This window comes from Hydrogenophaga sp. (genome assembly GCF_022844385.1).
In the GTDB taxonomy this organism is placed as follows: Bacteria; Pseudomonadota; Gammaproteobacteria; order Burkholderiales; family Burkholderiaceae_C; genus Hydrogenophaga.
In genome coordinates, this window is the sequence record NZ_JALHLX010000017.1 from 14,180 (window position 1) to 29,595 (window position 15,416).

The 15,416-nt window shown below is 66.8% G+C and carries 13 protein-coding genes; 5 read left to right on the plus strand and 8 right to left on the minus strand.

The window, feature by feature from the left end:
- Positions 1 to 4: 4 nt before the first annotated feature.
- Together Q0C59_RS05630 and Q0C59_RS05635 are read left to right on the plus strand one after the other, a co-directional pair.
- The gene (locus tag Q0C59_RS05630) at positions 5 to 565 is read left to right on the plus strand and encodes a DUF2889 domain-containing protein (RefSeq protein ID WP_291212856.1); all 561 of its coding nucleotides are present in this window, start codon (positions 5 to 7) and stop codon (positions 563 to 565) included.
- On the plus strand, positions 562 to 795 hold the full coding sequence (locus Q0C59_RS05635; protein WP_291212858.1) for a DUF2805 domain-containing protein: 234 nt from the start codon (positions 562 to 564) through the stop codon (positions 793 to 795). The genes Q0C59_RS05630 and Q0C59_RS05635 overlap by 4 nt, the downstream gene beginning before the upstream one ends.
- Here the strand turns inward: Q0C59_RS05635 and Q0C59_RS05640 are convergent.
- The 7 genes from Q0C59_RS05640 to maiA form a co-directional block, all read right to left on the minus strand.
- Positions 781 to 1,176, minus strand: coding sequence for a dihydroneopterin aldolase (locus Q0C59_RS05640; protein WP_291212861.1), 396 nt, complete (start codon positions 1,174 to 1,176; stop codon positions 781 to 783). The genes Q0C59_RS05635 and Q0C59_RS05640 overlap by 15 nt on opposite strands.
- A 15-nt stretch (positions 1,177 to 1,191) precedes the next feature.
- Entirely contained in the window at positions 1,192 to 2,379 is a 1,188-nt protein-coding gene (locus Q0C59_RS05645) for a serine hydrolase (RefSeq protein ID WP_291212864.1), read from the minus strand.
- A 1-nt stretch (position 2,380) separates the two neighbouring features.
- The gene (locus Q0C59_RS05650) at positions 2,381 to 3,403 is read right to left on the minus strand and encodes a methionine synthase (RefSeq protein ID WP_291212866.1); all 1,023 of its coding nucleotides are present in this window, start codon (positions 3,401 to 3,403) and stop codon (positions 2,381 to 2,383) included.
- 87 nt (positions 3,404 to 3,490) lie between these two features.
- On the minus strand, positions 3,491 to 4,045 hold the full coding sequence (locus Q0C59_RS05655) for an NADPH-dependent FMN reductase (protein ID WP_291212867.1): 555 nt from the start codon (positions 4,043 to 4,045) through the stop codon (positions 3,491 to 3,493).
- A gap of 25 nt (positions 4,046 to 4,070) precedes the next feature.
- Positions 4,071 to 5,072 carry a tripartite tricarboxylate transporter substrate binding protein gene (locus tag Q0C59_RS05660; protein WP_291212870.1) on the minus strand — a complete coding sequence of 334 codons (1,002 nt, stop codon included), beginning with the start codon at positions 5,070 to 5,072 and terminating at the stop codon, positions 4,071 to 4,073.
- A gap of 56 nt (positions 5,073 to 5,128) precedes the next feature.
- On the minus strand, positions 5,129 to 5,761 hold the full coding sequence (locus Q0C59_RS05665) for a nuclear transport factor 2 family protein (RefSeq protein WP_291212873.1): 633 nt from the start codon (positions 5,759 to 5,761) through the stop codon (positions 5,129 to 5,131).
- 159 nt (positions 5,762 to 5,920) lie between these two features.
- Positions 5,921 to 6,598, minus strand: coding sequence for a maleylacetoacetate isomerase (maiA, locus tag Q0C59_RS05670; protein WP_291212876.1), 678 nt, complete (start codon positions 6,596 to 6,598; stop codon positions 5,921 to 5,923).
- Positions 6,599 to 6,795: 197 nt separating this feature from the next.
- Between maiA and Q0C59_RS05675 the strand changes: the two genes are divergently transcribed.
- Complete coding sequence (locus tag Q0C59_RS05675; protein WP_291212879.1) at positions 6,796 to 8,025, plus strand: sorbosone dehydrogenase family protein; 1,230 nt, start codon at positions 6,796 to 6,798, stop codon at positions 8,023 to 8,025.
- Positions 8,026 to 8,028: 3 nt separating this feature from the next.
- Positions 8,029 to 8,616, plus strand: a complete 588-nt coding sequence (locus tag Q0C59_RS05680; protein ID WP_291212882.1) for a cytochrome c — start codon at positions 8,029 to 8,031, stop codon at positions 8,614 to 8,616.
- Positions 8,617 to 8,634: 18 nt separating this feature from the next.
- Here the strand turns inward: Q0C59_RS05680 and Q0C59_RS05685 are convergent, their stop codons facing one another.
- Positions 8,635 to 9,474 carry a PleD family two-component system response regulator gene (locus tag Q0C59_RS05685; protein WP_291212885.1) on the minus strand — a complete coding sequence of 280 codons (840 nt, stop codon included), beginning with the start codon at positions 9,472 to 9,474 and terminating at the stop codon, positions 8,635 to 8,637.
- A 210-nt stretch (positions 9,475 to 9,684) separates the two neighbouring features.
- Here Q0C59_RS05685 and Q0C59_RS05690 point away from each other — a divergent pair, with 210 nt between their 5' ends.
- On the plus strand, positions 9,685 to 15,324 hold the full coding sequence (locus tag Q0C59_RS05690; RefSeq protein WP_291212888.1) for a response regulator: 5,640 nt from the start codon (positions 9,685 to 9,687) through the stop codon (positions 15,322 to 15,324).
- Positions 15,325 to 15,416 lie beyond the last annotated feature (92 nt).

Below are 15,416 nucleotides of genomic sequence, written 5' to 3' on the forward strand. Positions count from 1 at the left end.
CGTTTTGCCCCTGCCCGCCCCCCAGCCCCGCACTTCCATGCACACGCGCCGCGTCGAGTACCGCGGCTTTCACCGAGAAGACGGTCTGTGGGACATTGAAGGCACGCTGCACGACAGCAAGCCCCACAGCTTCGAGATCGAGGGCGAGCGACGCTGGGAAGCCGGCGAGCCGGTGCACCACATGCACCTGCGCGTCACGGTGGACAACACGATGGTGATCCGCGACATCGCGGTGGCGATGGATGCACATCCGCACGGCCCCTGCCCGCAAGCCATGGCGCCCATGCAGGGTCTGGTGGGCGAGGTGCTGGGCAAAGGCTGGCGCCACACCATCCAGCGCCATCTTGGGGGCGTCCAGGGCTGCACCCACCTGCGCGAGTTGTTGTTCAACCTGGCCACCGCCGCGTTTCAAACCCGCTCGGATTCGTTTGCACCGCCGTCCGATGGAACGCCCCCGGTGCACCTGGGACAGTGCCTGGCCTGGGACTTCAACGGACCGGTGGTGGAGAAGGTGTATCCCATGTTTTTCCGGTGGCAACCCCGGGCCGCTGTGGGCAAGGCGTGAAGCGACCTCCGCTGGACGCCGGCACCATCGGCGAAATCATCCAGATGGCGCTGAGCGACGAGGTCAGCTTCGAGCAGATCCGCGGCCTTCATGGACTCAGCCCCGATGAGGTGAAGGCGCTGATGCGCACCCACCTGGCGCCCGGCAGCTACCGCGCCTGGCGACGCCGCGTGCGGCGCTTCAGCGACCAGCGCGCCACCTACAAACAGGCGCGCTCAGCCGGGCCTTGATCGAAGGCTGGTGAGCGCGGCGCCGTCTGCGACCAGCCGAACGCCCAGCGATCCCGAACCGGCGTGCACCGGCGACTTGCTCAAGACCACATCCACCGCCTCGACCTGCGCGAACGCCGCGCATGCGTGAACGATGCGCGTGATCAGGCGTTCCTGCGTTTCGTGGTGGCCATCCCGAGCCAGCCGCACGATCTCGGCCACCAGCGGGTCGTAGTCGAACACCTGTGCCATGCCGTCCTGCCCGATCAACACCAGCGCCGGGTCGATCGACAGCGTGAGGTCGAGCAGGTGCAGGGTCGGCACGGTGTCGCCCGGGCCGCAGGTGCCGATCCGCGTGTCCAGCGCCAGCTGCCGCAACTCCACCGTGCTTCGCATTGCCATGCAGAGATGCCCCGCTCAGTCCACCAGCGCCGCGTAGGCCAGCGTGCGGAACACCGCGCGGTAGTGCTCGCGCTGGTTGGGTGCTTGTGCGAGAAAGATGCCGAAGAGGTGTTCGGCCGGGTCGACGAAGAAGCTGGTGCCGCCGATGCCGCTCCAGTGCACCGTGCCCACCGAACCCGGCATGGGCGCCTCACCCGGCGCCGTGCGCACTGCAAAGCCCAGACCGAAACCATGACCCGGCGGCAGCAGCGCAGGGTCGCTGCCGGGAATGTGGCCCAGGTGGTCGGCCGTCATGAAATCGACCGTGCGCGGGCCGAGCAGGCGCACGCCACCGAGCTCACCCTTGTTCAGCACGAACTGCAGGAAGCGCGCGTAGTCGGCCGCGGTGCTCATGAGCCCGCCGCCACCGCTCTGCAGCGTCGGCGCTTCGCGCGGGTCGATCAGGCGCATGGGAATGCCGCCGTCGGGGTCGTGTGCAAAGGGCTCGGCAATGCGCGGGTGGTCGGCTTCGGGCACCACAAACGCCGTGTCTTTCATGCCCAGCGGCGTCAGGATGGCCTGCTGCAGGTGCTCGGCGAGCGTCTGTCCCGTGATCACTTCAATGAGCCGGCCCAGCACATCGGTGGCGCGGCTGTAGGCCCACATGCTGCCCGGCTCGAACATCAATGGCACGGCGGCCAGTGCCTGGCTGAACTCGGCGTTGCTGCGCGCGCGCGACCCCATGTTCTCCGAACGGTACCGCTGCTGCACCGGCGAGTCGCCGAGAAATTCGTAGGTGAGACCGGCGGTGTGGCGCAGCAGGTCTTGCACCGTGGCCGCGCGTTGCACCGGGCGCAGCGTCACGCCCCCGGGTGCGCTCACAGCCACCTGCTGGTTTGCATATTCCGGCAGGTGCAGGTGCACCGGGTCGGCAAGCTTCAAGCGACCCTGTTCGATCAACATCATCACCGCCACCGACACGATGGGTTTGGTCATGGAGTAGATACGGAAGATGGCGTCGATCGACATGGGCGCGTCGCGTGCCGGGTCGAGTTGGCCTACCGACTCCATCAATGCAATGCGGCCGTGCCGGGCCAGCACCAGCACCGCACCAGGCAGGCGGCCGCTGTTCACGTCGGCTTGAAACACATCCACCAGGCGGCGCATGCGCGTCGGGCACAGGCCCAGGTCGGCCACATCGGCCGGTGGCAGGGGCGCGCGCATGTCAGGCTCCGTAGCGTTGGCGCGCCAGCGCGGCGCCCTGTGCGAGCGCTTCGAGCTTGGCCATGGCGACTTCTCGGCTCATGGGCGCGAGTCCACAGTTGGTGCAGGCAATGAGCTTGTCTTTCGGCACGTACTTCAGCGCCAGGCCGATGGTGTCGGCCACTTGCTCGGGTGTTTCGATCACATCGCTGGCCACGTCGATCACGCCCACCATCACGTCCTTGCCTTCCAGCAGCTGCATCAGCTCGGGCGGCACGTGCGAATGGAAACACTCCAGACTGACCTGGTCGATGCTGCTTTTCGCGAGCGCCGGAAACACCTGCTCGTACTGGCGCCATTGTTCGCCCAGCGTCTGCTTCCAGTCCACGTTGGCCTTGATGCCATAGCCGTAGCAGATGTGCACAGCGGTGGTGCAGGTGAGGCCGCGCGCGGCCACCTCGAGTGCGGCCACGCCCCAGTCGGCCGCGTCCTGCATGTAGACGTTGAAGGCCGGTTCGTCGAACTGGATGATGTCCACGCCGTCGGCCTGCAGCGCCAGCGCTTCCTGGTTGAGCAGCTCGGCAAAGGCCATGGCCATCTTGATCTTGTCGCCGTAGAAGCGGTCGGCCACGGTGTCCACGATGGTCATGGGACCAGGCAGGGTGAACTTGAGTTTCTTCTTGGTGTGCTTGCGCGCGAGCTGCGCTTCAAACGCGTGCACGCGGCCCTTCAGGCGCAGCGGGGCAACGACTTGCGGCACCTGCGCGTCGTAGCGGTTGTTGCGGATGCCCATGGTCACCTTGTGCTCGAAGTCGATGCCTTCGACCTGCTCCACAAAGCCGTGCACAAAGTGCTGGCGCGCCTGCTCGCCGTCGCCGATCACGTCCAGGCCTGCGTCTTCCTGTGCCTTGATCCACAGCAGCGTGGCGTCGGCCTTGGCCTGCTGCAACTCGGGGCCTTGTGTCTTCCACTGCGGCCAGAGTTTTTCGGTTTCGGCCAGCCAGGCCGGTTTGGGCAGGCTGCCTGCAATCGCGGTGTCGAACATGGTGTCTCCGGTGTTTTTGAATGGCCGGCGAATCTTAATCAGACCATGGTGTTTTTGCTGTCGCGGGGGCTTGCAGCCCCCAGGCATTCAGCGCGGCTTGACGCGCTCGGCGAGCGTGCGCAAGGCCACCAGTTGTTCGCCAATGAACTTGGCGGTGGTCTCGTCGGTCAGCTCACCTTCGGCGTTGAACTTGCTGCCCGACTGGTTGATGAACACCTCGGGCTTGTTCAGCGTGAAGGCGTTGAGGAACACCAGCACCTGTCGCAGGTGGTACTGCACGCGGGCCGTGCCCACCGGGCCGGGGCTCGCGCCGAGGATGGCCACCGGCTTGCCGTCGAACGGAGGCGACGGTGGGCGCGACATCCAGTCCAGCGTGTTCTTGAGCACGCCGGGGATCGAGAAGTTGTACTCGGGCGTGGCAATGAGTACCGCGTCGGCAGCAGCGATCTTCGCTTTCAGTGCCGTCACCGAGGCAGGTTCACCGGCGGCACGCACGTCGTCGTTGTAGAAGGGAATGTCGGCGATGTCGACGATCTCGATCGCCATGCCCTCGGGCGCCAGGCGCTGCGCCGCGCGCAGTGCCATGGTGTTGGTGGAACTCTTGCGCAGGCTGCCGGAGATGGCAACGACGTGGAATGTCATGGGGATGTCCTGAAAAATGAGGAGGTCAGTCGAGCGAGATGTTGGCGGCCCGGATGAGTGCGGTCCAGCGCTCCACGTCGCGCTTGAGCATGGCAGATGTCTGCTCCACGCTGATGGTCAGGGGTTTGCCACCGGCCTTGGTGAACACATCGCGCAGCTCGGGCTCGGCGATCACGGCGGCCAGCTCGGTGCGCAAGCGCTGCAGGGCCGCTGGCGGCGTGCCGCGCGGCGCGAAGTAGCCGAACCACGATTCCAGGTCCAGCCTGGCCACGCCGGTCTCGTTGATGGTGGGCACGGTGGGCTGCAAGGCGTTGCGTTCGGCGCCGGAGACTGCCAATGGAAACACCTTGCCCGATTCGATGTGCGAACGCGTGGTGGGCGTGAGGTCGAAGAACATGTCGACGCGGCCACCGAGCAGGTCGGTGTAGGCGGCTTGCGCGCCGCGGTAAGGCACGTGCGTGATCTCGATCCCGGCCAACTGCCACAGCGCGGCGGCCAGCACGTGCTGGCCCGAGCCGTTGCCGGCCGAGGCGTAGGTCAGCTTGCCGGGGTTGGCCTTGGCGTGGGCCACCACCTCGGCCAGCGTTTTGAAGGGCAGGTCGGCGCGCGCGATCAGCGTGTAGCTGTAGCTCACGGCCAGGCCCACGGGTTCAAAGTCGCGCAGGCTGTCGTACGAGAGGCTTTTGTACAGGCCCATGTTGAGCACCATGTTCGACACCGAACCGGTGAGCAGGGTGTAGCCGTCGGGGGCGGCCTTGGCCGCCGCGTCGGTGCCGATCAACGTGCCCGAACCGGTGCGGTTTTCCACCACCACCGGCTGGCCCAGGCGCTTGGCCAGGCGTTCGCCCAGTGCACGCGCCACAAAGTCAAACCCGCCGCCGGGCGGCTGCGGCACGATCACGCGCAGCGCGCGCGACGGATAGTCGGCCTGCGCCCAGGCCGCGGGTGCGAACACGCTCAGCAGGCAGGCTGCGGGCAGGGCTGCCACGAGGTGGCGGCGCGAGGTCGAGAGTGGGTTGTCTTGCATGTCTGTCTCCTGTCTTGTTGTGAAGCGAACCGGCGGGCGCGTGACTCACGCGGAATTCAGGCGGGGTTGATCTCGCGCTCCAGCGGGCCGCCGGCCAGCCAGGCTGCGCCGCGGCGGTAGAGGTCTTGCACCTCGGCGCCCTTGAGCATGGGCATGTCCAGCTTGACCGTGTAGCCGATGCGGGTCTGGATGTAGGCGAGGTGCCGGTAGCCCTCGGGGAAGCCGGCCAGGGCCTGCTGGTCCAGCGAGAGCTGGGCTGCGGGGTCGACCGCGTCGATGCGGTCCTTCTCATAGATCGGCTGGCGGTGCAGCAGCTTCCACTGGCCATCGACCTTCACCACGAAGTCGTAAAAGCGGCCGGTGCACACCACGTCGCACAGCACCGGGCCATGTTCGCCTTCGACCATGCCGCGCTGCGAAATGGTCATCTTGGTCTGGGCAATCGCGCGGTCGCCCGCCACCTCGATGGCCGAGCCGCCGAGAAAGTGCAGGATGCTCACGCCCTTCGCCCAGCCCTCCTGCGTGACGCGGATGAAGTCGGCAAACGGGCCCTGGAACCAGGTGGCCATCATCACGCCCTGCGGGTGCCACACCGTGGCGAAGCGGTGCCAGTCACCCGCGTCGCGCCACACCGCCCAGCGCTCCACCATCTGGCGCACCAGCAGTTGGTCGTTCAGGTCTTCGTTCATTGAATGTCTCCTTCGTTGTTCTGGATGGACGCCATGGCGTACCCGTGCCCGGGCCGACGCCGGGCGTGGGCGCACTCTATGTCGATCGCGTTGAGGGAAGAACCCCCGGGGTGAAAATCAAATTTGCAGAATCTGCAAAACCCGGGGCTGGACTGCGGGTCAGGCCTGCGGTGCGCCGGCCTGCAGGCCGGGTGCGGCGCGCGCGAACGCGTCGAGTTGTTCGCAGGCCGCCATGATGCGTTGCACGTTGGGCAATTCCGGCAGTTCGATCTTGAAGAGACGTGTCATGACCACGATGCTGGCCAGGCAGATGTCGGCCAGCGTGGGCGTGTGGCCATGGCAGAAGGTGCCGGTCTCCGGCTCGCCGGCCAGGCGCTGTTCGAGGGCCTGCAGGCCGGTGGTGAACCACTGGATCTGCCACGCACGCCAGGCGGCTTCGTCAAAGCCGCCCACGCTGGTGAGGTACTTCTTCACCCGGGGCGTGACGAGCGGATGGGTGTCCGCCGCCAGCAGCGTGGCGAGCGAGCGCACGCGGGCGCGGCCGTGCGCATCGACCGGCAACAGGGCCGGTGTGGGGTGCGTTTCTTCGATGAATTCGAGGATCGCCAGCGACTGTGTGATCGGCGTTTTCGGCTGGTCGGGCGCGTTGTCGATGAGCGCAGGAATGGCGCCCATCGGGTTGATCCCGAGGTAGGCCTCGCTTCGCTGTTCGCCAGCTTCCAGGTTGACGTTGATTTCGTTGGGCTGCACGCCCTTGAGGTTGAAGGCCACGCGCACGCGGTAGGTGGCCGAGGTGCGCCAGAAAGCGTAGAGGTCGAAGCGTGCGGTGTCTGTCATGGGGTGTCCTGCGTTGTGTTGGGCGGGCTGTGACGGGGCCGGCACACTGTAGTCGCAGTGCAGCATCAAAGGCGCTTCACAGTCCGCTGCGCGACCGTTACCATGCTCACGATCGCGTCAGAATGCGCGTTCGGGTGTGGCCTTGCGCCCGTGTTTTTCGCCAAGCGCCCTCATCAAAACACCTCAGGAGACAAGACATGAAAACCATTCACCGCATGAGCTCGGTGGCCCTCGCCATGGGCCTGGCCCTCGGCAGCGCCGCCGCCCTGGCGCAAACCGCAGCCCCTGCCGCACCCCCGCCACCCGCCTGGAAACAAGGCATGCCCGAGAGCATGGCCACCTCCACGCTGGCACCACTGGCCGGCAAGAACACGGTCACCCCGGCGGCCGACATTCCGATCGACAAGATCAAGCTGCCGCCAGGATTCAAGGTCGAGGTCTGGGCCACCGGCCTGCCGGGCGGACGCGCCATGGCCATGGGCGACGAAGGCAAGATTTACGTGGGCACGCGTGGCCTGGGCCGGGTGTACGAGGTGAGCAACAACGGCACGGAGCGCAGCGTGCGCACCGTGGTGGACAAACTGGTGCAGCCCGCGGGCGTGGCATTCAAGGACGGCGCCCTGTACGTGATGGCCATCAACAAGGTGCTGCGCTTCGACGGCATCGAGAAGAACCCCGCAGTGGCACCTGTGGACATGACGGCTGCTTTCAAGTTGCCGCCCGAACAACACCACAACTGGAAGTACATCGCCTTCGGCCCCGACGGCAAGCTCTATGTGCCGTTCGGCGCGCCGTGCAATATCTGTGAGTTGCCGACCCCCGAGTACGCGCAGATCCGCCGCTACAACCCGGACGGCTCGGGCATGGAGGTGGTGGCCACGGGCGTGCGCAACAGCGTGGGCTTTGACTGGCACCCCACCACCAAGGAACTCTGGTTCAGCAACCACGGCCGCGACTGGATGGGCGACGACACCCCGCACGACACCGTCCACCGCATGCACAAGGTGGGCCTGAACTTCGGCTTCCCATCGTGCCACCAGGGCAACCTGCCCGACCCCGATGTGAAGAAGGACAACGCCTGCGCCGGCGTGGAGCCACCCGTGGCGCTCATGGGCCCGCACTCCGCGAGCATGGGCGTCACTTTCTACACCGGCAACATGTTTCCGGCCGAGTACAAGGGCGTGCTGTTCAACGCGCGCAAGGGCTCGTGGAACCGCACGAAGAAGATCGGCTACGACATCGTGATGGTGAAGGCCAGCGCTGACGGCAAGAACAGCCAGGTGGTGCCGTTCATGACCGGTTTCATGAACGAGGCCGACCAGTCGTTCTGGGGCCGCCCGGCCTACATGCTGCAGATGAAGGACGGCTCGATGCTGGTCTCCGACGAGCAGCTGGGTGCGATCTACCGCATCACCTACGCGAAGTAAGGCATGGCGAAACTGTCGCTGGCGCGGGGCGTGTGCGCACTCCTCGGGGCCGTGCTGTGGGCTGGCTCCCCGGTGTGGGCGCAAGACATTTCGGCGCGCCTGATGGCCTGCGCGGCCTGCCACGGGGCGGACGGCAACTCGCAGTTGCCCAACATCCCGTCGCTGGCCGGGCAGCCCAAGGTGTTCATTGAAAACCAGCTCGTCATCATCCGCGAGGGGCTGCGCGACATCCCTGCCATGAAGGGCTTGCTCGATGGTGTGAGCGACGCGGAGATCACCGCCATGGCGGTGCACTTCGCCAAGCTGCCGGCACGCAACGCGCCGACACCGGGCGACCCCGCGCTCATGGCACAAGGCAAGGTGCTGGCCGAGGGCATGCGCTGCGGCATCTGTCACCTGCCCGACTACCGGGGGCGCGAACAGATGCCCCGGCTGGCGGCGCAGCGCGAAGACTATTTGCTCTATTCCATGCTGCAGTTCAAGAACAACCAGGCCACCGGACGTGACACCATCATGGCGGCCTCGCTCTACGGCGTGTCCGACAACGACCTCAAGGCCCTCGCCCATTTCCTGGCGCGCGTGCCGCCCTGAGGACTGTCGTGTGCTGCGTCAGGCAGCGCTGCTCTGTTCATCGCTCAGTGTGACCAGCAACTGGATCACCTCGGCGCACTCTTCCTCGATGCGTCCGATCCGCCGCGACACCTCGGGCGAGAGGCCTTTCTGGTCGGTGTGGCGGATCGATTCGGTCTGCTCCAGGATGGCCGACATGCGTTCGAACAACTCGGAGGTGATGCTGTCGCTGCTGGCCACGTCCTGCACAGACGGCGCCGCAGCGGTTCGCACCTTTGCGGGGGGCTCGACGGGGGCTGCCGGCGCGGCCGCCTTGACGGCGGGGATGCTGGCGAAATCGGCAAAGATCTGTGTCTCTGCGAAGCTGTTCTCGATTTCCAGGCGCGAATGCCCCGAGGGCGACGACGTTTTGGGTGCCGTGGTGTGGGCGGTCTTGCTGGTGAAGTCGCCTTGTGAGGACAGGCTCAGCTCGATGGTCTCCACGTCTTCATTGAGCAACTGATCAACCCGCGCGCGGATGGCTTCACGGTTGATCGGCTTGACGAAAAAGTCCACCGCACCGAATTCCATGGCTCGGCGGCGGTAGCTGTCTTCGGTGTGCGAGGTCACCATGATGACCTGCGTGTCGCGTGTCCTGGGGTTGTGCTGCATGCGTTGCATCACCTCGTAGCCACTCAGGTCGGGCATGTCCACATCGATCAGCATCAGGTCGGGCTGGTGCGCGTCGAGCTTCTTGAGGGCGTCTTCGCCGCGCACCGAAAAGTAGAGCTGGGCGCAGTCCATCAGCGTGCGGGCCAGCACATGCACCATGGACGGATCGTCGTCGACGATCAGCACCCGGCGGCGTTCGGTGGTTGGGTCGTGTGTTGCGTGGTCCACGGCAGCTCCAGTCATTGAGTGCTCGATGTTCCCCGCTTGTGCGCACGTTCAAACGCCGAAAAGCGGCACAAGGCGCCCCCAAATCCTCGCATTGACACCGCGGGGCGCCGCTGATCGTCGCAACTGGGCTGTGGTGCTGCCGCTTATTCGCGCCTTCGACGCCAACGCCGGCAAGACACTGGGAGGTCCTGCCCCTTCTGCGCCCAGCCCATGAAACCAGCCCGTTCACGCCGCGAAAAGACGCTGGCCAGCCTCAGCCTGACGGCGGTGATCCTGTGCCTGGGGCTGGTGGTCAGCGCCCTGAGCGCCTACACCCTCGCCCGCCGTGTGCAGGCCGACGCCCAGGCCGACTTCTGGCGCAAGAGCGACCTGCTCACCACCGAGATCAGCCAGCGCCTGTCGGCGTCGGAGTACGGCCTGCGGGGTGCGCGTGGCGCTTTTGTGGCCAGCGAGCGGGTCGATCGGGGCGAGTTCAAGGCCCTGGTCGACTCCATGGACATGCAGCACACCATGCCCGGCAACCGCGGGTTCGGCTGGATCGACCGGGTGCAGCGCAGCGATTTGCCGGCCTACCTGCGCGAAATGCGGGCAGGCGACTCGCCCGGGCTGACGCTGCGCCAGTTCGGCGAGAAACAGCACGACACGCTCTATGTGATCCGCTACATCGAACCCGAGGCGCTGAACCAGGGCGCCATGGGGGCTGACGTGGGCAGCGACCCGCGCGGGCGCGCCGCCATCGAACACGCCATTGCCAGCGGTGAGACCACGCTCACGCCACCGGTTCCCCTGACCCGCGATGGCTCGCCTTCGCCCGGGTTTCTGCTGCTCAAGCCGGTCTATGCCACGGGCGCGACGCCCGCCACCGAGGCAGAACGCCGGGCCCTGCTCAAGGGTGTGCTGTACGCCCCTTTGATCGCCCGCGACGTGTTGCGCGGCATCAATGGCACGACCGACGATCTGCTGACCTTCCAGCTGTACACCAATCGGGAAGCGCCCTCGCTGGAGAACTGGATCGCCGGTTTTCATGCCATCGAGGGCGGCAAAGGCATCACCCGCACCGACGAGCCGCGGATGCCCTCCGTGTCCGCCTACAGCCAGGAACTGCACTTCAAGGTCCATGGGCGAACCTTCACCGTGCTCACCAGCAGCACGAACACGTTTGAAGCGTCGGTGACGCAGACCCCGGCGCTCGTGGTGCTGGGCGTGGGCATCCTGCTCACACTGGCGTTGGCCTGGATGGCCTCGCATGCGGCCCGTGCGCAGCGCCACGCCGAGGCGCTGGCGCGCTCGATGACGATCGACCTGGAGCGACTGGCGGTGGTGGCGCGCCGCACCTCCAACGCGGTGGTGATCACCGACGCGCAGCGCCGCATCACCTGGGTCAACGCCGGATTCGAGCGCATGTCCGGCTACAGCATGGCCGAGGTTCTGGGGCAAGAAGCAGTCAAGTTTCTGCAGTTCGAAGGGACCGATGTGCGCGAGCTGGCGCGCCTGCGGGACGCGCTCAATGCCGGCGAGCCTTTCCTGGGCGAGCTGCTCAACCGGGGCAAGCACGGACGCGACTACTGGATCGAGCTGGAGATCCAGCAGCTGATGTCCGATGCCGGCAAGTTCCTGGGCTTCATGGCGATCCAGAACGACGTCACCGAGCGCCACCTGAGCGCGGCGGCCCTGCAATCAAGCCAGGCCTTTCTGGACCGCACCGGGCGCATCGGGGGCGTGGGTGGCTGGGCGATGGACCTGGCCACCCGGCAGGTTCGCTGGACCGATCAGACCTGCCGCATCCACGACCGCGAGCCCGGGCACATGCCCTCGCTGAAAGAGGCGCTGTCGTATTTCCCGGCAGGGTCCAGGAGCGTCATCGAGGCCGGATTCAAACTGGCCATGGAATCCGGACAGGCGTTCGACGTGGAGTTGCCCCTGATCACGGCCCGTGGCCGCGCCATCTGGGTACGGGCCGCCGGGGAGCTTGATGTGCGCGATGGCGTGCCGCGCAGCCTGGTCGGGGCGATGCAGGACATCACTGCGGCCAAACAGTTGTCCGAAGCGATGGAGCGCAGCAACGAGTTGCTCAGCAACGTCATCGAAAGCCTGCCGTGCGCGCTCAGCGTGGTGGATTCGCAAGGCAAGCTGCTGCTGGCCAACACCGAATTCGGTCGGCTGTTTTCCCTGCCGCCCCACCTGTGCCAGCCGGGTGTGACGCGATTTGCCGACATGGTGCGCTTCAGCGCCCTGCGCGGCGACTTCGGCCCGGGGGACATCGACGAGCTGGTCCACGAAATCATCTACACCGCCAACCACGCCGCTCCGAAGCAGCAGTTCGAGCGCACCTTGGTGGGCGGCGAGGTGATCGAGCTGCGCCGCGGACGAATGGACAAGGGCGGCTTTGTCAGCACTTACACCGACATCTCGGCGCGGCGCGAAGCCGAGGCGCAGGCCCGCCGCTCCCAGGATCTGATGTCCAGCGCGCTGGAGGTCACCGGCGCCGGGCTGGTCATCTTCGACCCGTCCGACCGGCTGGTGTTCTGCAATGACCGCTACCGCGAGCTCTACAGCGAGATCGCCGACCTGCTCAAGCCCGGGGCCGTGTTCGAGGAGATCGTACGCGCCAACCTCGCGCTGCAGGAGCCACCTGCAGCCCAGGGGCGGCGTGAAGAATGGGTGGCCGAGCGGGTGCGTGACCACCGGCTGGGCGGTGACTGGGAGCGCCGCATCCCGGGCGGACGAACCTTGCGCGTGGTGGAGCGGGCGCTGCCCGACGGCCATGTGGTGAGCTTTCGCATCGACATCACCAACGTCGTGCGTGCCACCGAGGCGGCAGAGGCGGCCTCGCGCTCCAAGAGCCAGTTCCTGGCCAACATGAGCCACGAGATCCGCACTCCGATGAACGCCATCCTGGGCATGCTCTCGCTGCTCCAGCGCACGCACCTCACAACCCGCCAGCTCGATTACGCCGACAAGGCCGAGAGCGCAGCGCGTTCCCTGCTCGGCCTGCTCAACGACATCCTGGATTTCTCCAAAGTCGAAGCCGGCAAGCTGGTGCTCGATCCCCATCCTTTCGGGGTGGACCAGTTGCTGCGCGATCTCGCGGTGGTGCTCTCGGCCAGCGTGGGCGACAAAGAGATCGAGGTGCTGTTCGACATCGATCCCGACCTCCCGGGCGTGTTGTTCGGCGATGCGCTGCGCCTGCGGCAGATTCTCGTCAATCTGGCGGGCAACGCGATCAAGTTCACCCAGTTCGGCGAGGTCGTGATCTCGCTGCGCGGGAAGCGTCTGGGTTCGGGTCAGGTGGCACTGGAGGTGGCCGTGCGCGACACGGGCATTGGTATTGCACCCGAGAATCAGGCCCGCATTTTCGAGGGCTTCACCCAGGCCGAGGCCACCACCACGCGCCGCTTCGGTGGCACCGGGCTGGGGTTGGTGATCTGCCAGCGCCTGGTTCGCCTCATGGGTGGTGAACTGCAACTGCAGAGCCAGCTCGGACGAGGCACAGTGTTCAGCTTCTCCGTGGTGCTGGGCGTGCCGCGTCACACCGTGCCGGATGCGGCGCCCGCCTTGAGCGCACCTGCGCTGGAGGTGCTGATCGTCGACGACAACGACATCGCACGCGACACACTGGCCAGCATGGCCGTGGCCAACGGCTGGACCGTGCACGCGGTGGACAGCGGTGAGGCTGCGATCGAATGCCTGAGCCGGGCGCGTGAACAAGGTCGGCGCTTCGATGCGGTGTTCATGGACTGGCACATGCCCGGCCTGGACGGCTGGGAGTCGGCGCGCCGCCTCAGGGCGGCACCCTTGCGCGATGCCATGGACCTGCTGATCATGGTCACGGCCCACGGACGCGAGTTGCTGGAGAGCAAGGACCTCTCGGAGAAAAGCCTGCTCGACGGCTACCTGATCAAGCCGGTCACCGGCTCAATGCTGGTGGACGCCCTGAAGACCGCCCGCGCCGAGCGCGACGGTTCACCGTTGTTGCAACTGCCTGCGCAGCACGCGGGCTCCCTGCAGGACCTGCGCATCCTGCTGGTCGAAGACAACGAGACCAACCAGCAGGTCGCCTGCGAGCTGTTGGCCCAGGAGGGTGCGCGGGTCACCGTGGCCGGCAACGGCCGCATCGCGGTGGACCTGCTGGCGGCCGACAGCGCTGCCTTCGAGCTGGTGCTCATGGACGTGCAGATGCCCGTGATGGACGGCTACACCGCCACGCGCTGCATCCGCGGCGAACTCGGCCTCACTGCGCTGCCCGTGATCGCCATGACCGCCAACGCCATGGCCAGCGACCGCGAAGCCAGCCTGGAGGCGGGCATGACCGACCACGTGGGCAAACCATTCGACCTCGCGCGGCTGGTGCAGGTCATCCAGCGCCATGCACCGAAGGCCCACCCACTGTCGGCATCGGGCGGCGGCGACGCACCGGCAGCCCTGGATGTGCCCCCTGCCGCGCTGGCGTTGGCCGGCAGACACCACATCGACCTGCACGCTGCGCTGCACCGCCTGGGCGGCAGCACCAAGGCCTATACGCGCTTTCTGGCGCGCTTTGTCGAAGACCAGCCGCGCCAACTGGCCGAGCTGAGATCCAGCGTGGCGGCGGCCGACTTCAAGGCCGGCGCGCGCGTGGCACACACCCTCAAGGGGCTGGCCGGCACGCTGGGCATCACGCCCTTGGTGGACCTGGCATTCCGGGCCGAAAAGGCGCTGGCGGCGGCGCGCCATGTGTCCCATGGCGACGAGCCCTTGCGCCTGCTGGATGGCTTTGATCTGGCGCCCCTGCGCGCCTTGCTGGACGAGCTGTCGACCCCGGCCGGCACGACGCAGACGCCCGCCAACCTGTTGGCGCCGCAAGGCCTGCAAGGTGTTCACATCTTGCTGGTGGACGACAGCGACATCAACCTCGATGTCACGCAGCACCAACTGCAGCGCCTGGGCGCGGTGGCCACCTGCGCTTCGTCCGGTGCAGAGGCCTTGACGCAGCTGGCCGCCTGGCCGAAGCGCTTTGACGCTGTGCTGATGGACGTGCAGATGCCCGACATGGATGGCCTGGAGACCACACGCCGCATCCGCCGCGAGCTGGCGCTGGGCACCCTGCCTGTGATTGCCCTGAGCGCGGGCACACAGCCGTCCGACCGCCAGGACGCCCTGGACGCCGGCATGAACGACTTTCTGAGCAAGGCGCTCGATCTGCAGCTGCTGCAGCGGGTGCTGTGCGAGCAGATCGAGCGGGCCCGCGCTGCGGCGACCGGTTCGATTGCCGCGGCTGCACCCCGGACCGTGTTGCCGGGCATGGATCACGCTGTGGCCCTCGATCGCATGGGCGGCGACGAGGCGCTGTTGCGCCGCTCGCTGCGCCGCCTGCTCGACGAATTCGGGCCCTTGCAACACACACCCATGACCACCGAGCCGGACCTGGCCGCGCGCGCCGCGCTGGCCGCGCGCATGCACAAGCTCAAGGGCGGTGCCGGTCTGGTGGAAGCCCGCAAGCTCTACGCGGTGGCGCGCGCCCTGGAGGACCTGCTGCGTGGGCAGGCCCCGTGGAGCGCGGTGGTGTTGCTGTGGGCGCCGCTGTGCGAGGCGCTGGCCGAACTCGAAGACGCCACCCGGGACCTCCGTGCGCCGGATCCGGTGCAGGCGCCGGGTGTTCAAGGCACCCCGTCAATTGGCGATGACGCGTTGATGGTGCTGCGGCAGATGCTGCTCGACCAGAATCTGGAAGCGCTGTCGTTCTTCGCGGTGCAGCGCGACGCCCTGGCGGCCAGGTTGGGCCCGGCGTTGGTACAGCGCCTGACGGACCTGCTCGATGGCCTGGACTTTGCGGAGGCCGCCGGATTGATCCCGCAGACCAGCGTGGTGTGACGAAACGCAACAGCGGGCGCTCAGGGAAAGCCCGGACGTGTGGGGGCTGCTGCGCCGGTCCATGATGTGGCGATCAGGGTGGCGGCACAGTC